The sequence below is a fragment of the Stagnimonas aquatica genome, from assembly GCF_003730135.1.
Taxonomy (GTDB): Bacteria; Pseudomonadota; Gammaproteobacteria; order Nevskiales; family Nevskiaceae; genus Stagnimonas; species Stagnimonas aquatica.
Genome location: NZ_RJVO01000003.1, coordinates 23,817 through 40,138 on the forward strand (window position 1 = coordinate 23,817; position 16,322 = coordinate 40,138).

Consider the following 16,322-nt stretch of genomic DNA (forward strand, 5'->3'; position numbering starts at 1 on the left):
AGCCGTGTTTGTTCCCTCCCCCGCGAGCGGGGCAGGGCCAGGGTGGGGTCGGTTTCCGCCCGGGCAGCGCTCGCGCACGCCGGCCCTCCGGCCTCCGCCCGCAAGCAGGCAGAGGAGCAAGGGCAGAGGCGCAGGGCGACGCCATGAGCCTGGATCTGTCGCGCTTCCACCAGACCTTCTTCGAGGAGAGCTTCGAAGGCCTGGACACCATGGAATCGGCGCTGCTGCGCCTGGACCCGGCCAGCGTCGAGGCCGAGACCATCAACACCATCTTCCGCGCCGCCCACTCGATCAAGGGCGGCGGCGGCACCTTCGGTTTCACGGCGGTGTCGGCCTTCACCCATCTGCTGGAAACCCTGCTCGACCAGATGCGCAGCGGCAGCCGGCCGGTTACCGCCGAGCTGGTGGATCTGCTGCTGCGCTCGGTGGACGCGGTGCGCGAGCTGCTCAACGCCGCCCGCGACGGCCGCCCGGCCAATCTCGATCTGATCGCCGGCCACCAGCTGGCCCTGGAGCAGGCCCTGGCCGGCAAGCCCGTCGCCGCCAGCAGCACCGGCGGCCCGGCGACCGAGCCGCCGCCGGCCGCCGCGCGCGGCTGGCGCATCCGCTTCGTTCCGCAGCCGGGGCTGTTCCGCTCCGGCAACGACCCGCTGCGCATCCTGCGCGAGCTGGCCGGCCTGGGCAGCCTGAGCGCCGAGGCGCAGCTGCCGGAGGCGCTGAGCCTGGCCGACACCCAGCCGGAAGACAGCCACGTCAGCTGGAATCTGGAGCTGCTCAGCTCCGCCAGCGAGGCGACGGTGCGCGAGGCCTTCGCCTGGGTGGAGGACGAATGCGAGCTGCAGATCAGCCCGCTGCTGGCCGCCGACACCCGGCCAGCGCTGACCCTGATCCAGGGCGGCAAGGCCGAGACGCCGCCGCCGGCCGCCAGCGCCGCGCCCAAGGCGCGCGCCGGCAGCGAGCGCCGCAGCGCCGGCGAGGGCACCGGCTCGATCCGCGTGCCCACCGACAAGATCGACGTGCTGATCAATCTGGTCGGCGAACTGGTCATCACCCAGGCCATGCTGGCGCAGACCGGTGCCAACCTCGACCCGGTGGTCAACGAGCGCCTGCTCACCGCGCTGGCCCAGCTAGACCGCAATACCCGCGCCCTGCAGGAATCGGTGATGGGCATCCGCATGCTGCCGATGGACTTCGTGTTCAGCCGCTTTCCGCGCCTGGTGCACGACCTTGCCGGCAAGCTCGGCAAGAAGGTGCGTCTGGAAACCGTCGGCGCCGACACCGAGCTGGACAAGAGCGTGATCGAGAAGATTGCCGATCCGCTCACCCATCTGGTGCGCAACGCCCTGGACCACGGCATCGAGACCGCCGCCGAGCGTCTCGCGGCCGGCAAGCCGGAGGAGGGCGTCATCACCCTGCGCGCCAGCCACCGGGGCGGCAGCATCGTCATCGAAATCTCCGACGACGGCCGTGGCCTGAGCCGCGACCGCATCCTCGCCAAGGCGCGCAGCCAGGGCCTGGACGCGCCCGACAGCCTGGCCGATGCCGAGGTCTACCAGCTGATCTTCGCGCCGGGCTTTTCCACCGCCGAAGTGGTTACCGATGTCTCCGGCCGTGGGGTCGGCATGGACGTGGTGAAGAAGAACATCCTCGCCCTCAACGGCCAGGTCGATCTCGGCAGCCGTCCGGGGCAGGGCACTCAGGTGACCATCCGCCTGCCGCTGACCCTGGCGATCCTCGACGGCATGAGCGTGGCGGTCGGCGAGGAGGTGTTCATCGTGCCGCTGGCGGCGGTGGTCGAGTCGCTGCAGGCGCATCCCGAGGATGTGAAGACCATCGGCCACAGCGCGCGGGTGGTGCGGGTGCGCAACGAGATGGTGCCGTTGATGGCGTTGCACGATCTGGTCGGCCTGCCGGCGGCGACCGAGAACGACCGCAATCTCTGCATCCTCATCGAGTCCGACGGCCGCAAGCTGGCACTCGGTGTCGACGACCTGCTCGGCCAGCAGCAGGTGGTGGTGAAGAACCTCGAAAGCAACTACCGCCGGGTTCCCAACATGTCTGGCGCCACCATTCTCGGCGATGGCCGGGTGGCACTGATTCTTGACGCCGGCGAGCTGGTGCGCCGCTTGCAGCCCGCCGTGGCGGCCTAGTACCAACAGGAGCTCGCCGAGCATGAATCCTCCCGTCTTCGATTCCCATAACGCCGCCATCGCCCAGGCCGGCGGCAATCCCTCGGAGGCTGCGGTCCGCGAGTACCTGACCTTCACGCTCGGTGCCGAGGAGTACGGCGTGGACATCCTCAAGGTGCAGGAGATCCGTGGCTACGACGCGGTGACCCGCATCCCCGACGCGCCCGATTTCATCAAGGGCGTGATCAACCTGCGCGGCACCATCGTGCCGGTCGTGGACATGCGTCTGAAGTTCAAGCTGGGGCGTGCCGAGTACAACGAGTTCACGGTGATGATCATCCTCAACATCGCCCGCCGGGTGGTCGGCATGGTGGTGGACGGGGTCTCCGATGTCATGCAGTTGACGGCCGAACAGATCCGTCCAGCGCCCGAGTTCGGCAGCGCGATCAATACCCGCTACATCACCGGCCTGGGCACGCTCGACAGCCGCATGCTGATTCTGGTGGACATCGAGAAGCTGATGTCCGGATCGGACATGGCGCTGATGGATGCGCATGCCCAGTCCCTGCAGTAAGGACGCCGTCTTGGAAAGGAGTCACCAATGAAATCGGAAAACTTGTTCATGGCCATGGACGCTTTGATCGGCACGCCACTGATCCTGATCGCCGCCATCGTTCTCGCACCGCTGTTCGGGCTGGCCCTGCTGGGCGCTGCCGGCCGCGAACTGCTTGCCGCCGCACTGCATCTGCAACGTTCCCCGAAAGCCAGCGCGTCTTGCGCCGTCGCCAGCTCATCCCATCACTAATCAGGGCCGAACCGCCATGAAATCCGTCGCCGCCGTCCAGTCGAAGAAGGCCAGCAAGCCCGCCAGGAAATCCGCGCCCGCCAAGCCGCTCAAGGCCACGGCTGCCCGCCGTCCGGCGGCGCTGGTGAAGAAGCCGCCGGCCCCGAGCCGGACGCAGGACGAGTCGCTGGCACAGATCGCCGCGATCAACCGCTCGCAGGCGGTGATCGAGTTCGGCCTGGATGGCACGGTGCTGCGCGCCAACGACAATTTCCTCAAGACCGTCGGCTACAGCCTCGACGAGGTGCGCGGCCAGCATCACAGCCTGTTCGTCGATCCCGAATACCGCGCCAGTGCCGAATACCGGGCCTTCTGGGAGAAGCTCGGGCGCGGCGAGTTCGACGCCGGACAATATCGTCGCCTCGGCAAGGGCGGTCGCGAGGTCTGGATCCAGGCCTCGTACAATCCGCTGCTGGACAAGGCCGGCCGTCCCTACAAGGTGGTGAAGTACGCCACCGACATCACCGTCCACAAGCAGGCGGAGCTGGCCGCCAAGGCGCTGGAGATCAGCCGCGCCGCCGAGACCGCCCGCATCAAGCAGGGCCTCGACGTGGTGGCGACCAATGTGATGATCGCCGACGTCGATCTCAACGTGATCTACGTCAACGAGTCGATCAAGGAGATGCTGGCCACCGCCGAGTCCGACATCCGCAAGGACGTGCCCAGCTTCAACGCCGCCAGGGTGGTGGGCACCAATATCGACAGCTTTCACAAGAACCCCGCCTACCAGCGCGGCATGCTGGCGCAGCTCAGCCACACCCACAAGACCACGCTCTCCATCGGTGGCCGCAGCTTCTCGCTGATCCTCAATCCGATCTTCGAGGCCGAGAAGAAAACCGGCTACGTGGTGGAGTGGAAGGACATGACGGCCGAGCTGGCGGCGCTGGCGCGCGAGCAGCGTCTCAGCGCCGAGACCAGCCGCATCAAGCAGGGTCTGGACGTGGTGCAGACCAATGTGATGGTGGCCGACGCCGACCTCAACGTGGTCTACGTCAACAACTCGATCAAGGAGATGCTGGCCACCGCCGAGTCCGACATCCGCAAGGACGTGCCCAGCTTCAACGCCGCCAGGGTGGTGGGCACCAACATCGACACCTTCCACAAGACGCCCGCCTACCAGCGCGGTCTGCTGGCGAAGATGACCGACACCCACAAGGCCCAGCTCAAGCTCGGTGGCCGCAGCTTCTCGCTGATCCTCAACCCGATCAATGGCGAGAAGGGCGAGCGTCTCGGCTACGTGGTGGAATGGAAGGACCTGACCGCCGAACTCGCCGCCGCCGCCCGCGAGGCGGAGCGCCAGGCGGACGAGCGCCGCATCGCCAACGAGAACCTGCGTATCCGCAACGCGCTCGATAACGTGTCCGGCAACGTGATGATCGCCAACAACGAGCGCGAGATCGTCTACATGAACGGCGCGGTCGGCGAGATGCTGACCCAGGCGGAGTCCGACCTGCGCAAGGCCCTGCCGCACTTCGATGCCCGCAAGCTGATGGGCGCGAGCATCGACGTGTTCCACAAGAATCCCGCGCACCAGACCCAGATGCTGGCCAATCTGCGCAGCACCTACCGCACCGAGATCAAGGTGGGCGGCCTGACCTTCGGGCTGATCGCCAGCCCGATCATCAACGCCCAGGGCGAACGCCTGGGTACGGTGGTGGAGTGGAAGAACCGCACCGCCGAGGTGATGGTCGAGAACGAGGTGGGCGCCATCGTCGCCGCCGCCGCCAACGGCGACTTCTCGCGCCGGGTCGGCCTGGACGGCAAGGACGGCTTCTTCAAGCAGCTCGCCGAGAACATCAACCAGTTGCTGGAAGCCAGCGATGTCGGCCTCAACGAAGTGGCGCGGGTGCTCGGCGCGCTGGCGCTGGGCGACCTCACCCAGACCGTCAGCGGCGACTTCAAGGGCACCTTCGGCAAGCTCAAGGACGACGCCAACGCGACGGTCAGCCAGCTGACCCAGATCGTCAGCCAGATCAAGCAGGCCACCGAAACCATCAACACCGCCGCCAAGGAGATCACCGCCGGCAACAGCGATCTCTCGGCGCGCACCGAGTCGCAGGCGGCCTCGCTGGAGGAAACCGCCTCCAGCATGGAAGAGCTGACCTCGACGGTGAAGCAGAACGCCGAAAACGCCAAGCAGGCCAACCAGCTCGCCATCGGCGCCAGCAGCATCGCGGTGCAGGGCGGCAAGGTGGTCAGCGAGGTGGTCACCACCATGTCGGCCATCAACGAGTCCTCGAAGAAGATCGTCGACATCATCAGCGTCATCGACGGCATCGCCTTCCAGACCAACATCCTGGCGCTCAACGCGGCGGTGGAAGCCGCCCGCGCCGGCGAGCAGGGTCGCGGTTTCGCGGTGGTGGCCGCCGAGGTGCGCAGCCTGGCGCAGCGCAGCGCCGGCGCCGCCAAGGAGATCAAGGGCCTGATCGGCGATTCGGTGGAGAAGGTCGGCAACGGCTCCAAGCTGGTCGAGCAGGCCGGCAAGACCATGGACGAGATCGTCAGCAGCGTGAAGCGGGTGACCGACATCATGTCGGAGATCACCGCCGCCTCGCAGGAGCAGAGCCAGGGCATCGAGCAGGTCAACCAGACCATCACGCAGATGGACGAGGTGACCCAGCAGAACGCCGCCCTGGTCGAAGAGGCCACCGCCTCCGCCCGCTCGCTGGAAGAGCAGGCCGGCGGCCTCAGCCAGTCAGTCAGCCAGTTCCGCCTCTCGGAGGCGCAGAACGACCGCTACGCGCCGGCACCCACGGTGGCGGCCCGGCCGGCGCCGGTGCGCATGGAGCGGCCGGCGGTGGCGCGGGCGCCGCGCCCCACGGCACCCAGCCGCCCGGTCGGCAAGCCGATGGCGGTGGTCAGCAAGCGCAACGGCACCACCGGCAAGTCGGACGACCAGTGGAGCGAGTTCTAGACGACCACCGAACGGGAGCCCCGGAGATGAAGCTGTTCGCCACCCACAGCGATTCGCAGTGCTATCTCCGGCTACTCGCCAACTGGGGGCTGGGGTTGGCCGGGCTGCCGCTCGCCGTCAACGAAGACGAGGAGCCGGACCCCAGGCCGATGCCGGCGGAAGCCGCGATAACGCCGATTCCAGCGAACTGAGATGAGCCAGGACCAGGAACAGCGGCAGTATTCGTACCTGCCGCGCGACTTCGAGCGGGTGCGGCAGCTGATCCACGCGCGTGCGGGGATCGCGCTGGCCGACAGCAAGTCGGACATGGTCTACAGCCGGCTGGTGCGGCGCCTGCGCGCGACCGGCAGCGGCTCGTTCAAGGAGTATCTGGACACGCTGGAGAGCGCTGGCAGCGCCGAGGAATGGCAGGCCTTCACCAATGCGCTGACCACCAATCTCACCGCCTTCTTCCGCGAGGCGCATCACTTCGAGTCGCTCGCGGGCCTGTTGAAGTCGCGTCCGCGTGGCGAGCGCATCCTGCTGTGGTCGGCGGCGGCCTCCACCGGCGAGGAGCCGTACTCCATCGCCATGACCGCCGCCGAAGTGTTCGGCACGCTGACGCCGCCGGTGACCATCCTCGCCACCGACATCGACACCCAGGTGCTGGCCACCGCCGAGCGCGGCGTCTATCCGCTGGAGCGCATCGAGAAGCTCTCCGCCGAACGCCAGCGCCGCTTCTTCCGGCGCGGCACCGGCAGCAACGCCGGCTATTGCAAGGTGGTGGACGAGTTGCGGCAGCTGATCCGCTTCCGGCAGCTCAATCTGCTTGATCCGGTATGGCCGATGCAGGGGCCGTTCCAGGCGATCTTCTGCCGCAATGTGATGATCTATTTCGACAAGCCGACGCAGCTGGAGATCATCAGCAAGCTGGTGCCGCGACTGTCCGCCGACGGCCTGCTGTACGCCGGGCATTCCGAGAGCTTCTTCCATGCCGCGCACCTGATCCGGCCATTGGGCCGGACGATCTACGCGGCGACCGCTTCCTCCGTGCCGGTACGCCGGCGTCCGGTGGCGGCGTGAGCGCGGATGCGACCATGGGCGACTCCTGGGGCCGTTCCGGCGCCGCCGGGGATGGCTGGGCCAGCTTTGTCTACTACGACCGCCAGTTCGAGAAGACCGGCGTCAAGCTGCTGCCCGGCGAGTTCTATGTTTCCGGCGAGGACCTGGTGCTGACCACGGTGCTCGGCTCCTGCGTGTCGGCCTGCATCCGCGATCCACGCCTGGGCATCGGCGGCATGAACCATTTCATGCTGCCCGACGCCGAACTGGGCAGCGGCAGTTCCGCGCGCTACGGCAGCTATGCGATGGAAGTGCTGGTCAACGAACTGCTCAAGGCCGGCGCCCGGCGCTCCGGCCTGGAGGCCAAGGTGTTCGGCGGCGCGGCGGTGCTGAAGAGCTTCACCGACAGCAATGTCGGCAACCGCAATGCCCAGTTCGTGCTCGACTATCTCAAGGCCGAACACATCCCGGTGCTGGCCCAGGATCTGGGCGACACCTGTCCGCGCAAGATCTTCTACTTCCCCGCCGATGGCCGGGTGCTGGTGCGCCGCCTGACCAGCACGCTCGCCAGCCGCGACCTCGCCCAAGAAACCGCCTATCGCTCGCGCCTGGTGACGGCACCGGTGGCGGGTAGCGTCGAACTGTTCGACTAGTGACGACCCCATGCCCATCAAAGTGCTGATCGTTGACGACTCCGCGCTGGTGCGCCAATTGCTCACCGAAATGATCGCCAGCGATCCGGCCTTCGAGGTGGTCGGCAGCGCCGCCGACCCGCTGGTGGCGCGCGAAAAGATCAAGCAGCTCAAGCCCGACGTGCTGACGCTGGATGTCGAGATGCCGCGCATGGACGGCCTGACCTTTCTGGAAAACCTGATGCGCCTGCACCCGATGCCGGTGCTGATGGTCAGCTCGCTCACCGAGCGCGGCGCCGAGGTGACCCTGCAGGCGCTGGATCTGGGCGCGGTGGACTTCATCACCAAGCCCAAGCTCGACATCCGCGCCGGCCTGCTGGAGCAGTCGGAGTTTCTGCGCGGCAAGCTCAAGGAGGTCGCACGCGCCCGGATTCCGGCGCTGCCGCGACCGGCGGCGAGTCCGCTCGGCGGCGGCCGCCGGCTCTATGGCACCACCGACAAGCTGATCGCCATCGGCTCTTCCACCGGCGGCCCGGAGGCGGTCAAGGAGGTGATCCGGCGGATGCCGGCGGATGCGCCGGCCATCGTCATCACCCAGCACATTCCCGCCGCATTCTCGGCGCCGTTCGCGGCACGCCTGGACCGCTGCGGCGCGATGCGCGCCTGCCAGGCCGAGGACGGCCAGCAGATCGTCCCCGGTCACATCTACGTCGCGCCGGGCGGCCGCCACCTGCACGTGGTGCGCAGCGGCGCCCGCTACGTCTGCCGGCTCGGCGACGAGGCGCCGGAAAACTTCCAGCGGCCGGCGGTGGACGTGCTGTTCCGCAGCCTGGCCCAGCACGCCGGCCCCAATGTGGTGGCGGCGGTGCTCACCGGCATGGGCGAGGACGGTGCCCGGGGCCTGCTGGCGCTGCGCCAGGCCGGCGCCCGCACCCTGGTGCAGGACGAGGCCAGTAGCGTGGTCTGGGGCATGCCCGGGGCTGCGGTCCGCATGGGCGGCGCCGAAAGCGTGCTGCCGCTGGCGCAGATCGCACAGGAATTGCTGAGGCTGGCCAGTGCGCCGGCCTCGGCGCGCCGTTCCTCCGAGCCACGCTCAAGGACCGTCGAGCCGGGGTCGATATCTCACCCGAATCAAAGCCCATAGGCCTGCCATGACCAGTCCGATCCTGAAAACCCTACTGCCGCCCCTGGTGTTCACCGCGGCCCACGCGCTGGCGACCCTGCTGGCCGCGCCGGCGCCGATGGTGTGGACGCTGCTGGCGGCGATGCTGCTGGCCTGGGTGCACGCCAGCTGGCGCCTGCAACGTCAGGAGCGCCGGAAGCTTGACGCCCTGCTGCGCCAGAAACCCCGCGACGAGGCCTGGCTGGCCGAGCAGCACCGGCTGCTGGCCGGCATCTGCGACTCGGCGCGCGAGGAGGCGCAGAGCGTGCTCGGCGAGGTGGACCGGGTGCGGGTGCTGATCCGCGACGCGGTCGGCCAGTTGCAGCAGAGTTTCGAGGCGATGAACCGGCAGTCGCGCGAGCAGTCGGCGACGGTGGCGCGCATCGTCACCCGCCAGGACGCCGCCGCCGACGAGGGCGTCAACGTCCACGGCTTCGTCAGCCGCGCCGGCACCCTGATGTCCGGCCTGGTCGATTCCCTGGCCCAGGTCAGCGCCCAGAGCACTGCCAGCGTCGGCCAGATCGACGCCATGGTCCAGCACATGGACGCGATCTTCGAGCTGCTCAACGACGTCAAGTCGATTGCCGACCAGACCAATCTGTTGGCGCTCAATGCCGCCATCGAGGCGGCGCGCGCCGGCGAGGCCGGACGCGGCTTCGCGGTGGTGGCGGAGGAGATCCGCAACCTCTCGCAGCGTTCCAACACCTTCAACGAGCAGATCCGTGGCCTGGTCGGCTCCTCGCGGGAGGCGGTGGCGGCGGTGCGCGCCACGGTCAGCGAGATGGCCAGCCGGGACTTGAGCCTGAGCCGCACCGCCCAGCAGGAGATGTCGGGCGTGCTCGGCCAGGTGGAGGCGCTCAACAGCTCGATGGAATCCGGCATGCGCGAGCTTTCCAGCTCCGGCCAGCGCATCGCCGACGCGGTGGGCGAGGCGGTGCGCTGCCTGCAGTTCGAGGACATCTCCACCCAGGCCCTGAGCGCAGCGGTCAGCCACATCGACCGGGTGCAGGCGATGGCACTGGAGGCCGAGAACCTGCACCGGCTGATGGCGGAATCCCCGGCCACCGACGACGAGCAGCGGCGCAGCGAGGTGGACCGCTGGCACCGGCAGGCCGAGGACCGCATCCGCCAGTGGCGGGCGGTGCCGCACAAGGCGGTGCTTCAGGCCTCGATGGATTCCGGCTCGGTGGACTTGTTCTAGCCGCCGCAACCGAGGCAGCGCCCGAAAGCCCGCGTCCGTCGCGGGCTTTGTCTTTTCCAAGGGCCGGATGGCTGTCAAGCCGCCGATGGCGCAGGCGCGGCGGCAGCGACCAGACCACACTGCCCGCCGCGAAAAGCGCGCCGGGAACTGGCAAACTATTGCGTCGAACGCACTTTCCGACCGGCGTCCGATGCGGCCACCCGCCGTGCAGGGCGCCAGTACGCCCCCGATTTCCTTCCTGACAAGGGACCGATGATGGCCGGTAACTACGATTTGCAGCACCTGATCGACAACAACGCCCGCTGGGCGGCCCGCGTGGTCAAGAACGACCCCGGCTTCTTCCGTCGGCTGGTCGCCCAACAGGCGCCGGAATACCTCTGGATCGGCTGCGCCGACTCCCGGGTGCCCGCCAACGAGGTGGTCGACCTCGCCCCCGGCGAGCTGTTCGTGCACCGCAATGTCGCCAACGTGGTGAACCATTCCGACGTCAACTGCCAGTCGGTGATCCAGTTCGCCGTCGACGTGCTCAAGATCAAGCACATCATGGTGGTGGGCCATTACGGCTGCTCCGGCGTGCGCGCCGCGCTGACCTGCCAGCGGGTGAACGGCGTCGCCGACCACTGGCTTGGGCATGTGCGCGATGTCGCCTGCCGCCACCAGCCGCTGATCGACCTGGAGCCGGACGAAGCGCACCGCTTCAGCCTCCTGTGCGAGCTCAACGTGCTGGAACAGGCCCTCAACGTCTGCTCCTCGCTGACCGTCCAGGACGCCTGGGCGCGCGGCCAGCCCCTCACCGTCCACGGCTGGATCTATGGCCTGGGCGATGGTCTGGTGCGCCATCTGGACGTGGCGGTGAGCGGTCCGGCCGATCTGGGCCAACTGCGCGAGCGGGCGGTGCGCGGCATCAGCGAGGCGCGCCGTACCCACACCAACCGCCCCGATTGAAGGCTTGGGACCGCCCCGGGGCCGTCGCTTCGAGGGGGTAAAGCACGTAAAATCGCCCGGCTTGGCCGCCCGCTGTGGCGCCTAAACAGTTCCTTTTCGATCCAGGTAGCACCCAGATGAGCATCGAACGCGACGTGATGGAGTACGACGTGCTGATCGTCGGCGCAGGCCCCGCAGGCCTGTCCGCCGCCATCCGCCTGAAGCAGATCAACCCCGACCTCTCGGTCTGTCTGGTGGAGAAGGGCTCCGAAGTCGGCGCCCACATCCTCTCCGGCGCGGTGTTCGAGCCGCGCTCGCTCAACGAGCTGATCCCGGACTGGAAGGCCAAGGGCGCGCCGCTCAAGACCCCGGTGGCCGGCGACGACATCTACTTCCTCCTCTCCGAGGAAAAAGCCTTCAAGATGCCCGGCCTGTTCGTGCCCAAGCCGATGCACAACGAGGGCAACTACATCATCTCGCTGGGCAAGCTGGTGCGCTGGCTGGGCGATCAGGCGCAGGAACTGGGCGTGGAGATCTACCCCGGCTTCGCCGCCCAGGAAGTGCTGATCGACGAGCAGGGCATCGTCCGTGGCATCCAGGTCGGCGATCTGGGCGTGGACCGCGAAGGCCACCACAAGCCCGACTTCGCGCCGGGCATGGAGCTGCGCGCCAAGTACACCCTGTTCGCCGAGGGCTGCCGTGGCCACCTGGCCAAGCGCCTGCTCGCCAAGTACGAGCTGGACAAGGACGCCGACCCGCAGCATTACGCCATCGGCATCAAGGAGCAGTGGACGGTGCCCGCCGGCCAGCACAAGCCGGGCCTGGTGCTGCACAGCGCCGGCTGGCCGCTGTCGGTGGGCGGCACCGAGAGCCTGGGCGGCTCCTTCCTGTACCACCTGGAAGACAACCAGGTGGTGGTCGGCCTGATCGTCGACCTCTCCTACAGCAATCCGCACCTGTCGCCCTTCGACGAGTTCCAGCGCTACAAGCAGCACCCGGTGATCAAGCAGTACCTGCAGGGCGGCACCCGCGTTGCCTACGGCGCCCGCGCGATCAGCAAGGGCGGCTTCAACTCGCTGCCGAAGATGGCCTTCCCGGGCGGCGTGCTGATCGGCTGCGACCTCGGCACCATGAATTTCGCCAAGATCAAGGGCAGCCACACCGCGATGAAGAGCGGCATGCTCGCCGCCGAAGCCGCCGCCGAGGCCCTGGCCGCCGGCCGCGAGGCCGATGTGCTCGACAACTACACCGACAAGTTCAAGGCCAGCTGGCTCTACGACGAGCTGTACCGCAGCCGCAACTTCGGGCCGTTCCTGCACAAGTTCGGCGCCCTGATCGGCGGCGGCATCAACTACGTCGAGCAGAACTGGTTCGGCGGCAAGTTCCCGTTCACCGTCCACGACCGCATCCCGGACTACGCCACCCTCAAGCTGGCCAAGGACTCGGTGAAGCCGGTCTACCCGAAGCCGGACGGCAAGCTCAGCTTCGACAAGCTGTCCTCGGTGTTCCTGTCCTCGACCAACCACGAGGAAGAGCAGCCCTGCCATCTGCAGCTCAAGGATCCCTCGATCCCGCTCGCCAAGAATCTGCCGATGTACGACGAGCCGGCGCAGCGCTACTGCCCGGCCGGCGTCTACGAGGTGGTGGGCGAGGGCGAGGCGCAGCGCTTCCAGATCAACGCCCAGAACTGCGTGCACTGCAAGACCTGCGACATCAAGGACCCCGCCCAGAACATCAACTGGGTGGCGCCGGAAGGCTCCGGCGGCCCGAATTACGCGGCGATGTAAGGCGCCGGCCGGCGGGGTTGCGTCGCTACGGCCAATCCCGACTGCCTTGCTGCACCGCAAAATAAACCGCTTTTTCTTTTGAACCGTAGAGAGACCGCATGAAAGCAATCGTCAGCGTCAAGCGCGTGGTGGACTACAACGTCCGCATCCAGGTCAAGCCGGACGGCTCCGGCGTCGTCACCGACGGCGTCAAGATGAGCATGAACCCCTTTGACGAAATCGCCATGGAAGAGGCGGTGCGTCTGAAGGAGAAGGGCAAGATCACCGAGATCATCGCCGTGACCATCGGCGGCGCCAAGAACGAAGAGACCCTGCGCACCGCGCTGGCCTTCGGCGCCACCAAGGCCATCCACATCAAGGACGAAGGCGAGGTGCAGCCGCTGACCGCTGCCCGCGCCCTGGCCGCCGTGTTCAAGAAGGAAGGCGCCTCGCTGCTGATCGCCGGCAAGCAGGCCATCGACGACGACGCCAACCAGACCGGCCAGATGGTCGCCGCCCTGCTCGACATCGCCCAGGCGACCTTCGCCGGCAAGGTGGACGTCGATGGCAATAAGGCCACCGTGGTCCGCGAAGTGGACGCCGGCCTGGAGACCCTGGAGGTCGACCTGCCGGCGGTGATCACCGCCGACCTGCGCCTGAATGAGCCGCGCTACCTCAAGCTGCCGGACATCATGAAGGCCAAGCGCATCCCCATCGAGGCCACCACCCTGGCCGACCTGGGCGTCACCGCCGCTGCCGCCGTGAAGACCGTCAAGACCGTGCCGCCGCCGAGCCGCAGCAAGGGCGTGATGGTGAAGACCGTCGATGATCTGGTCGCCGCGCTGAAGGCCAAGGGCCTCGCCTAAGACGAAAGGAAACTCAGAACCATGTCCAAGATTCTCGTAATCGCCGAGCACGCCGAAGGCAAGCTCAACGCCGGTACCGCCAAGGTGCTGGCCGCCGCCACCCAGATCGGTGGCGAAGTGACCGTGCTGGTGCTGGCCGCCGACGGTGCCGCCGTCGCTGCCGAAGCCGCCAAGCTGGCCGGTGTCGCCAAGGTCGTCGTTGCCGACAACGCCGCCCTGGCCGCGCCGGTCGCCGCCAACCTCGCTCCCGCCATCGTCGAACTGGCCGCCGGCTACAGCCATGTGCTGTTCCCGGGCACCACCTTCGGCAAGGACCTCGCTCCCCGCGTCGCCGCCAAGCTGGGCGTGCCGCAGATCAGCGACGTGATGGCCGTGCACTCGGCCAGCAGCTTTGACCGCCCGATCTACGCCGGCAATGCCATCACCACCGTCGAAGCCCCGGCCGGCACCGTGGTCGCCACCGTGCGTCTGGCCTCCTTCACCGCCGTCGCCGCCACTGGCAGCGCCGCAGTCGAGAAGGCCAGCGTCAGCGTCACCGCCGCCACCCACACCCGCTATGTGAAGCTGGAAGCGCAGAAGTCCGCGCGTCCCGACCTGCAGTCCGCCGCCAAGGTGGTTTCGGGCGGCCGTGCGCTGGGCTCCTCGGAGAACTTCAAGGTCATCTACGACTTCGCCGACAAGATCGGCGCCGGCGTCGGCGCCAGCCGCGCGGCGGTGGACTCCGGCTACGTGCCGAACGACATGCAGGTCGGCCAGACCGGCAAGATCATCGCGCCGGAGCTGTACTTCGCCATCGGCATCTCGGGCGCCATCCAGCACCTTGCCGGTATCAAGGATGCCCGCACCATCGTCGCCATCAACAAGGACGCGGAAGCGCCGATCTTCGAAGTGGCCGACATCGGTCTGGTCGGCGATCTGTTCACCGTGGTGCCGGAGCTGACCGCCAAGCTGTAATGCGCGCGGCAGGCTGAAACTGACAAAGGCCGGGCGACCGGCCTTTGTCGTATCTGGAGGATGAAAAGATGTCTTACCGTTCCGTGTTCTCGCGCGCGGCCTTCGCCGGCCGCACTTACATCGTCACCGGCGGCGGCTCCGGCATCGGCCGCTGCACCGCGCACGAGCTGGCCAGCCTCGGCGCCACCGTGCTGATCACCGGCCGCAAGCAGGAAAAGCTCGACAAGACCGTCGCCGAGATCCTCGAGGACGGCGGCCGGGCCGCCGGCTATGCCTTCGACATCCGCGACGAAGAGGCGGTGAAGGCGGCGCTCAAGCAGATGCTTGCCGAGCACGGCGCCATCCACGGTCTGGTCAACAATGCCGGCGGGCAGTTCCCGATGCCGGTCGCGCTGATCTCCAAGAAGGGCTTCGAGGCGGTGGTCGCCAACAATCTCACCGGCGGCTTCCTGGTCGCCCGCGAGCTCTACAACCTGCACTTCAAGAAGAACGGCGGCGCCATCGTCAACATGCTTGCCGACATGTGGGGCGGCATGCCCGGCATGGCGCATTCGGGTGCCGCGCGCGCCGGCATGATGAACCTCACCGAGACCATGGCCACCGAATGGGCCAGTGCCGGGGTGCGGGTCAACGCGGTGGCGCCGGGCTTTGTCGCCAGCTCCGGCATGGATCAGTACGACCCGGCCTTCACCGCCCAGGTGATTCCGCAGATGGCCAGCACCATCCCGCTCAAGCGCATGGCCGAAGAGGCGGAGATCAGCGCTGCCATCGTCTTCCTGCTCTCCGACGGCGCCAGTTTCGTCACCGGCCACACGATCAAGATCGACGGTGGCGCCAGCCTCAACACCAAGCTGTTCCCGCTGCAGGGCAAGGGCAACCGGCCTTACGACGGCTTTCATCGGGCGGTGAAGCCGAAGGCCGTGGGCGGCGGTTGAGACGCTCGTCATTCCCGCGAAAGCGGGAATCCAGACTGGCGACGAAGTGACCTGCCTCGACGGCGGATTCCCGCCTGCGCGGGAATGACGACGAGGTGAAATTGTAACCCCATGGGTTGCAGATCGGGGTTCTGAGGGTGACAATCCGGGCCGTGATCAAGTCCTTCGCGCACAAGGGGCTGGAGCGGTTCTACCGGACCGGGAGCAAGGCCGGTATTCAGGCCATGCACGCCCGGCGCTTGCAACTGATCCTTGCCCTGCTGGATCAGGCCCGCGTGATCGAAGACATGAACGCGCCCGGCCTGGCTCTGCACCGGCTCAAGGGCGATCTGGCCGGCCAGTGGTCGGTGACGGTGCAGGCCAATTGGCGAGTGATGTTTCGCTACGCCAACGGTGACGCCGAGATCGTCGATTACTTGGACTACCACTGACTGATGTTGTTGAAGGAGCGCGCCATGACCCAGTTCAATCCCCCGCATCCCGGCGAGCTGCTGAGTGAGCTATGGCTGCAGCCCCTGAACCTCTCGGTGACGGCGGCAGCGGCGCAGCTCAAGGTTTCGCGCAAGACCTTGTCCGAAATCGTGAACGCCCGTGCTTCGGTTAGCGCGGAAATGGCGCTGCGGCTGGAGCTGGCCTTCGGCAAGAGTGCCGAGAGCTGGCTTGGGCATCAGGCTGCCTACGATCTTTGGCAGTTGCAGGATCAACGTGATCGTCTTGGTGTTGAGCGCCTTGCAGCTTAGATGCTGTGTGAGCTGAAGCTCACCCTACGCTCGCTTGCACTTGCGAGTAACCGCCTACTCTGCGAAGACCTATATGTGCCATTCCTGTGAAAGTAAGTTGGTTTTTCCGATTTCCCACCCAACGCCGTCTGTTGTCTCTCGCTCCCTCGACTGGAGGGCGTGAAACCGTTGCAGGTTGGGTTGCATCCACCCAAAGAAGCATTTACGCAGTAGT

At 67.3% G+C, this 16,322-nt stretch carries 15 protein-coding genes and 1 pseudogene; all 16 read left to right on the forward strand.

What is annotated here, in order from left to right; translation table 11 throughout:
- Nucleotides 1-143 precede the first annotated feature (143 nt).
- Complete coding sequence (locus ED208_RS07390) at nt 144-2,150, forward strand: chemotaxis protein CheA (RefSeq protein WP_123211261.1); 2,007 nt, start codon at nt 144-146, stop codon at nt 2,148-2,150.
- A 22-nt stretch (nt 2,151-2,172) separates the two neighbouring features.
- Nucleotides 2,173-2,703, forward strand: a complete 531-nt coding sequence (locus tag ED208_RS07395; protein WP_123211262.1) for a chemotaxis protein CheW — start codon at nt 2,173-2,175, stop codon at nt 2,701-2,703.
- A gap of 27 nt (nt 2,704-2,730) precedes the next feature.
- A complete protein-coding gene (locus tag ED208_RS07400; protein WP_123211263.1) occupies nt 2,731-2,934 on the forward strand; it encodes a hypothetical protein in 204 nt (67 codons plus the stop codon).
- Between the two features lie 16 nt (nt 2,935-2,950).
- A complete protein-coding gene (locus tag ED208_RS07405) occupies nt 2,951-5,887 on the forward strand; it encodes a methyl-accepting chemotaxis protein (RefSeq protein WP_199720547.1) in 2,937 nt (978 codons plus the stop codon).
- Nucleotides 5,888-5,913: 26 nt separating this feature from the next.
- Nucleotides 5,914-6,078 (forward strand): hypothetical protein, encoded by a 165-nt coding sequence (locus ED208_RS17285; RefSeq protein ID WP_158608478.1) that lies wholly within the window; start codon nt 5,914-5,916, stop codon nt 6,076-6,078.
- A gap of 1 nt (nt 6,079) precedes the next feature.
- A complete protein-coding gene (locus ED208_RS07410; RefSeq protein ID WP_123211264.1) occupies nt 6,080-6,949 on the forward strand; it encodes a CheR family methyltransferase in 870 nt (289 codons plus the stop codon).
- Between the two features lie 14 nt (nt 6,950-6,963).
- Complete coding sequence (cheD, locus tag ED208_RS07415; RefSeq protein ID WP_123211265.1) at nt 6,964-7,581, forward strand: chemoreceptor glutamine deamidase CheD; 618 nt, start codon at nt 6,964-6,966, stop codon at nt 7,579-7,581.
- A gap of 10 nt (nt 7,582-7,591) precedes the next feature.
- A pseudogene (locus ED208_RS07420) lies at nt 7,592-8,617 on the forward strand (protein-glutamate methylesterase/protein-glutamine glutaminase); the annotation flags it as partial.
- Nucleotides 8,618-8,711: 94 nt separating this feature from the next.
- Nucleotides 8,712-9,923, forward strand: coding sequence for a methyl-accepting chemotaxis protein (locus ED208_RS07425; RefSeq protein WP_123211267.1), 1,212 nt, complete (start codon nt 8,712-8,714; stop codon nt 9,921-9,923).
- A gap of 255 nt (nt 9,924-10,178) precedes the next feature.
- Nucleotides 10,179-10,868 carry a carbonate dehydratase gene (gene can, locus ED208_RS07430; RefSeq protein ID WP_199720548.1) on the forward strand — a complete coding sequence of 230 codons (690 nt, stop codon included), beginning with the start codon at nt 10,179-10,181 and terminating at the stop codon, nt 10,866-10,868.
- Between the two features lie 122 nt (nt 10,869-10,990).
- On the forward strand, nt 10,991-12,634 hold the full coding sequence (locus tag ED208_RS07435; RefSeq protein ID WP_123211640.1) for an electron transfer flavoprotein-ubiquinone oxidoreductase: 1,644 nt from the start codon (nt 10,991-10,993) through the stop codon (nt 12,632-12,634).
- Nucleotides 12,635-12,732: 98 nt separating this feature from the next.
- Nucleotides 12,733-13,479, forward strand: coding sequence for an electron transfer flavoprotein subunit beta/FixA family protein (locus tag ED208_RS07440; protein WP_123211269.1), 747 nt, complete (start codon nt 12,733-12,735; stop codon nt 13,477-13,479).
- Between the two features lie 21 nt (nt 13,480-13,500).
- On the forward strand, nt 13,501-14,433 hold the full coding sequence (locus ED208_RS07445) for an electron transfer flavoprotein subunit alpha/FixB family protein (RefSeq protein ID WP_123211270.1): 933 nt from the start codon (nt 13,501-13,503) through the stop codon (nt 14,431-14,433).
- Nucleotides 14,434-14,501: 68 nt separating this feature from the next.
- Nucleotides 14,502-15,368: an SDR family oxidoreductase gene (locus ED208_RS07450; protein ID WP_123211641.1), complete on the forward strand. Its 867-nt coding sequence runs from the start codon at nt 14,502-14,504 to the stop codon at nt 15,366-15,368.
- Nucleotides 15,369-15,520: 152 nt separating this feature from the next.
- Entirely contained in the window at nt 15,521-15,799 is a 279-nt protein-coding gene (locus ED208_RS07455; protein WP_199720549.1) for a type II toxin-antitoxin system RelE/ParE family toxin, read from the forward strand.
- A 24-nt stretch (nt 15,800-15,823) separates the two neighbouring features.
- Complete coding sequence (locus ED208_RS07460) at nt 15,824-16,108, forward strand: HigA family addiction module antitoxin (protein WP_123211643.1); 285 nt, start codon at nt 15,824-15,826, stop codon at nt 16,106-16,108.
- Nucleotides 16,109-16,322 lie beyond the last annotated feature (214 nt).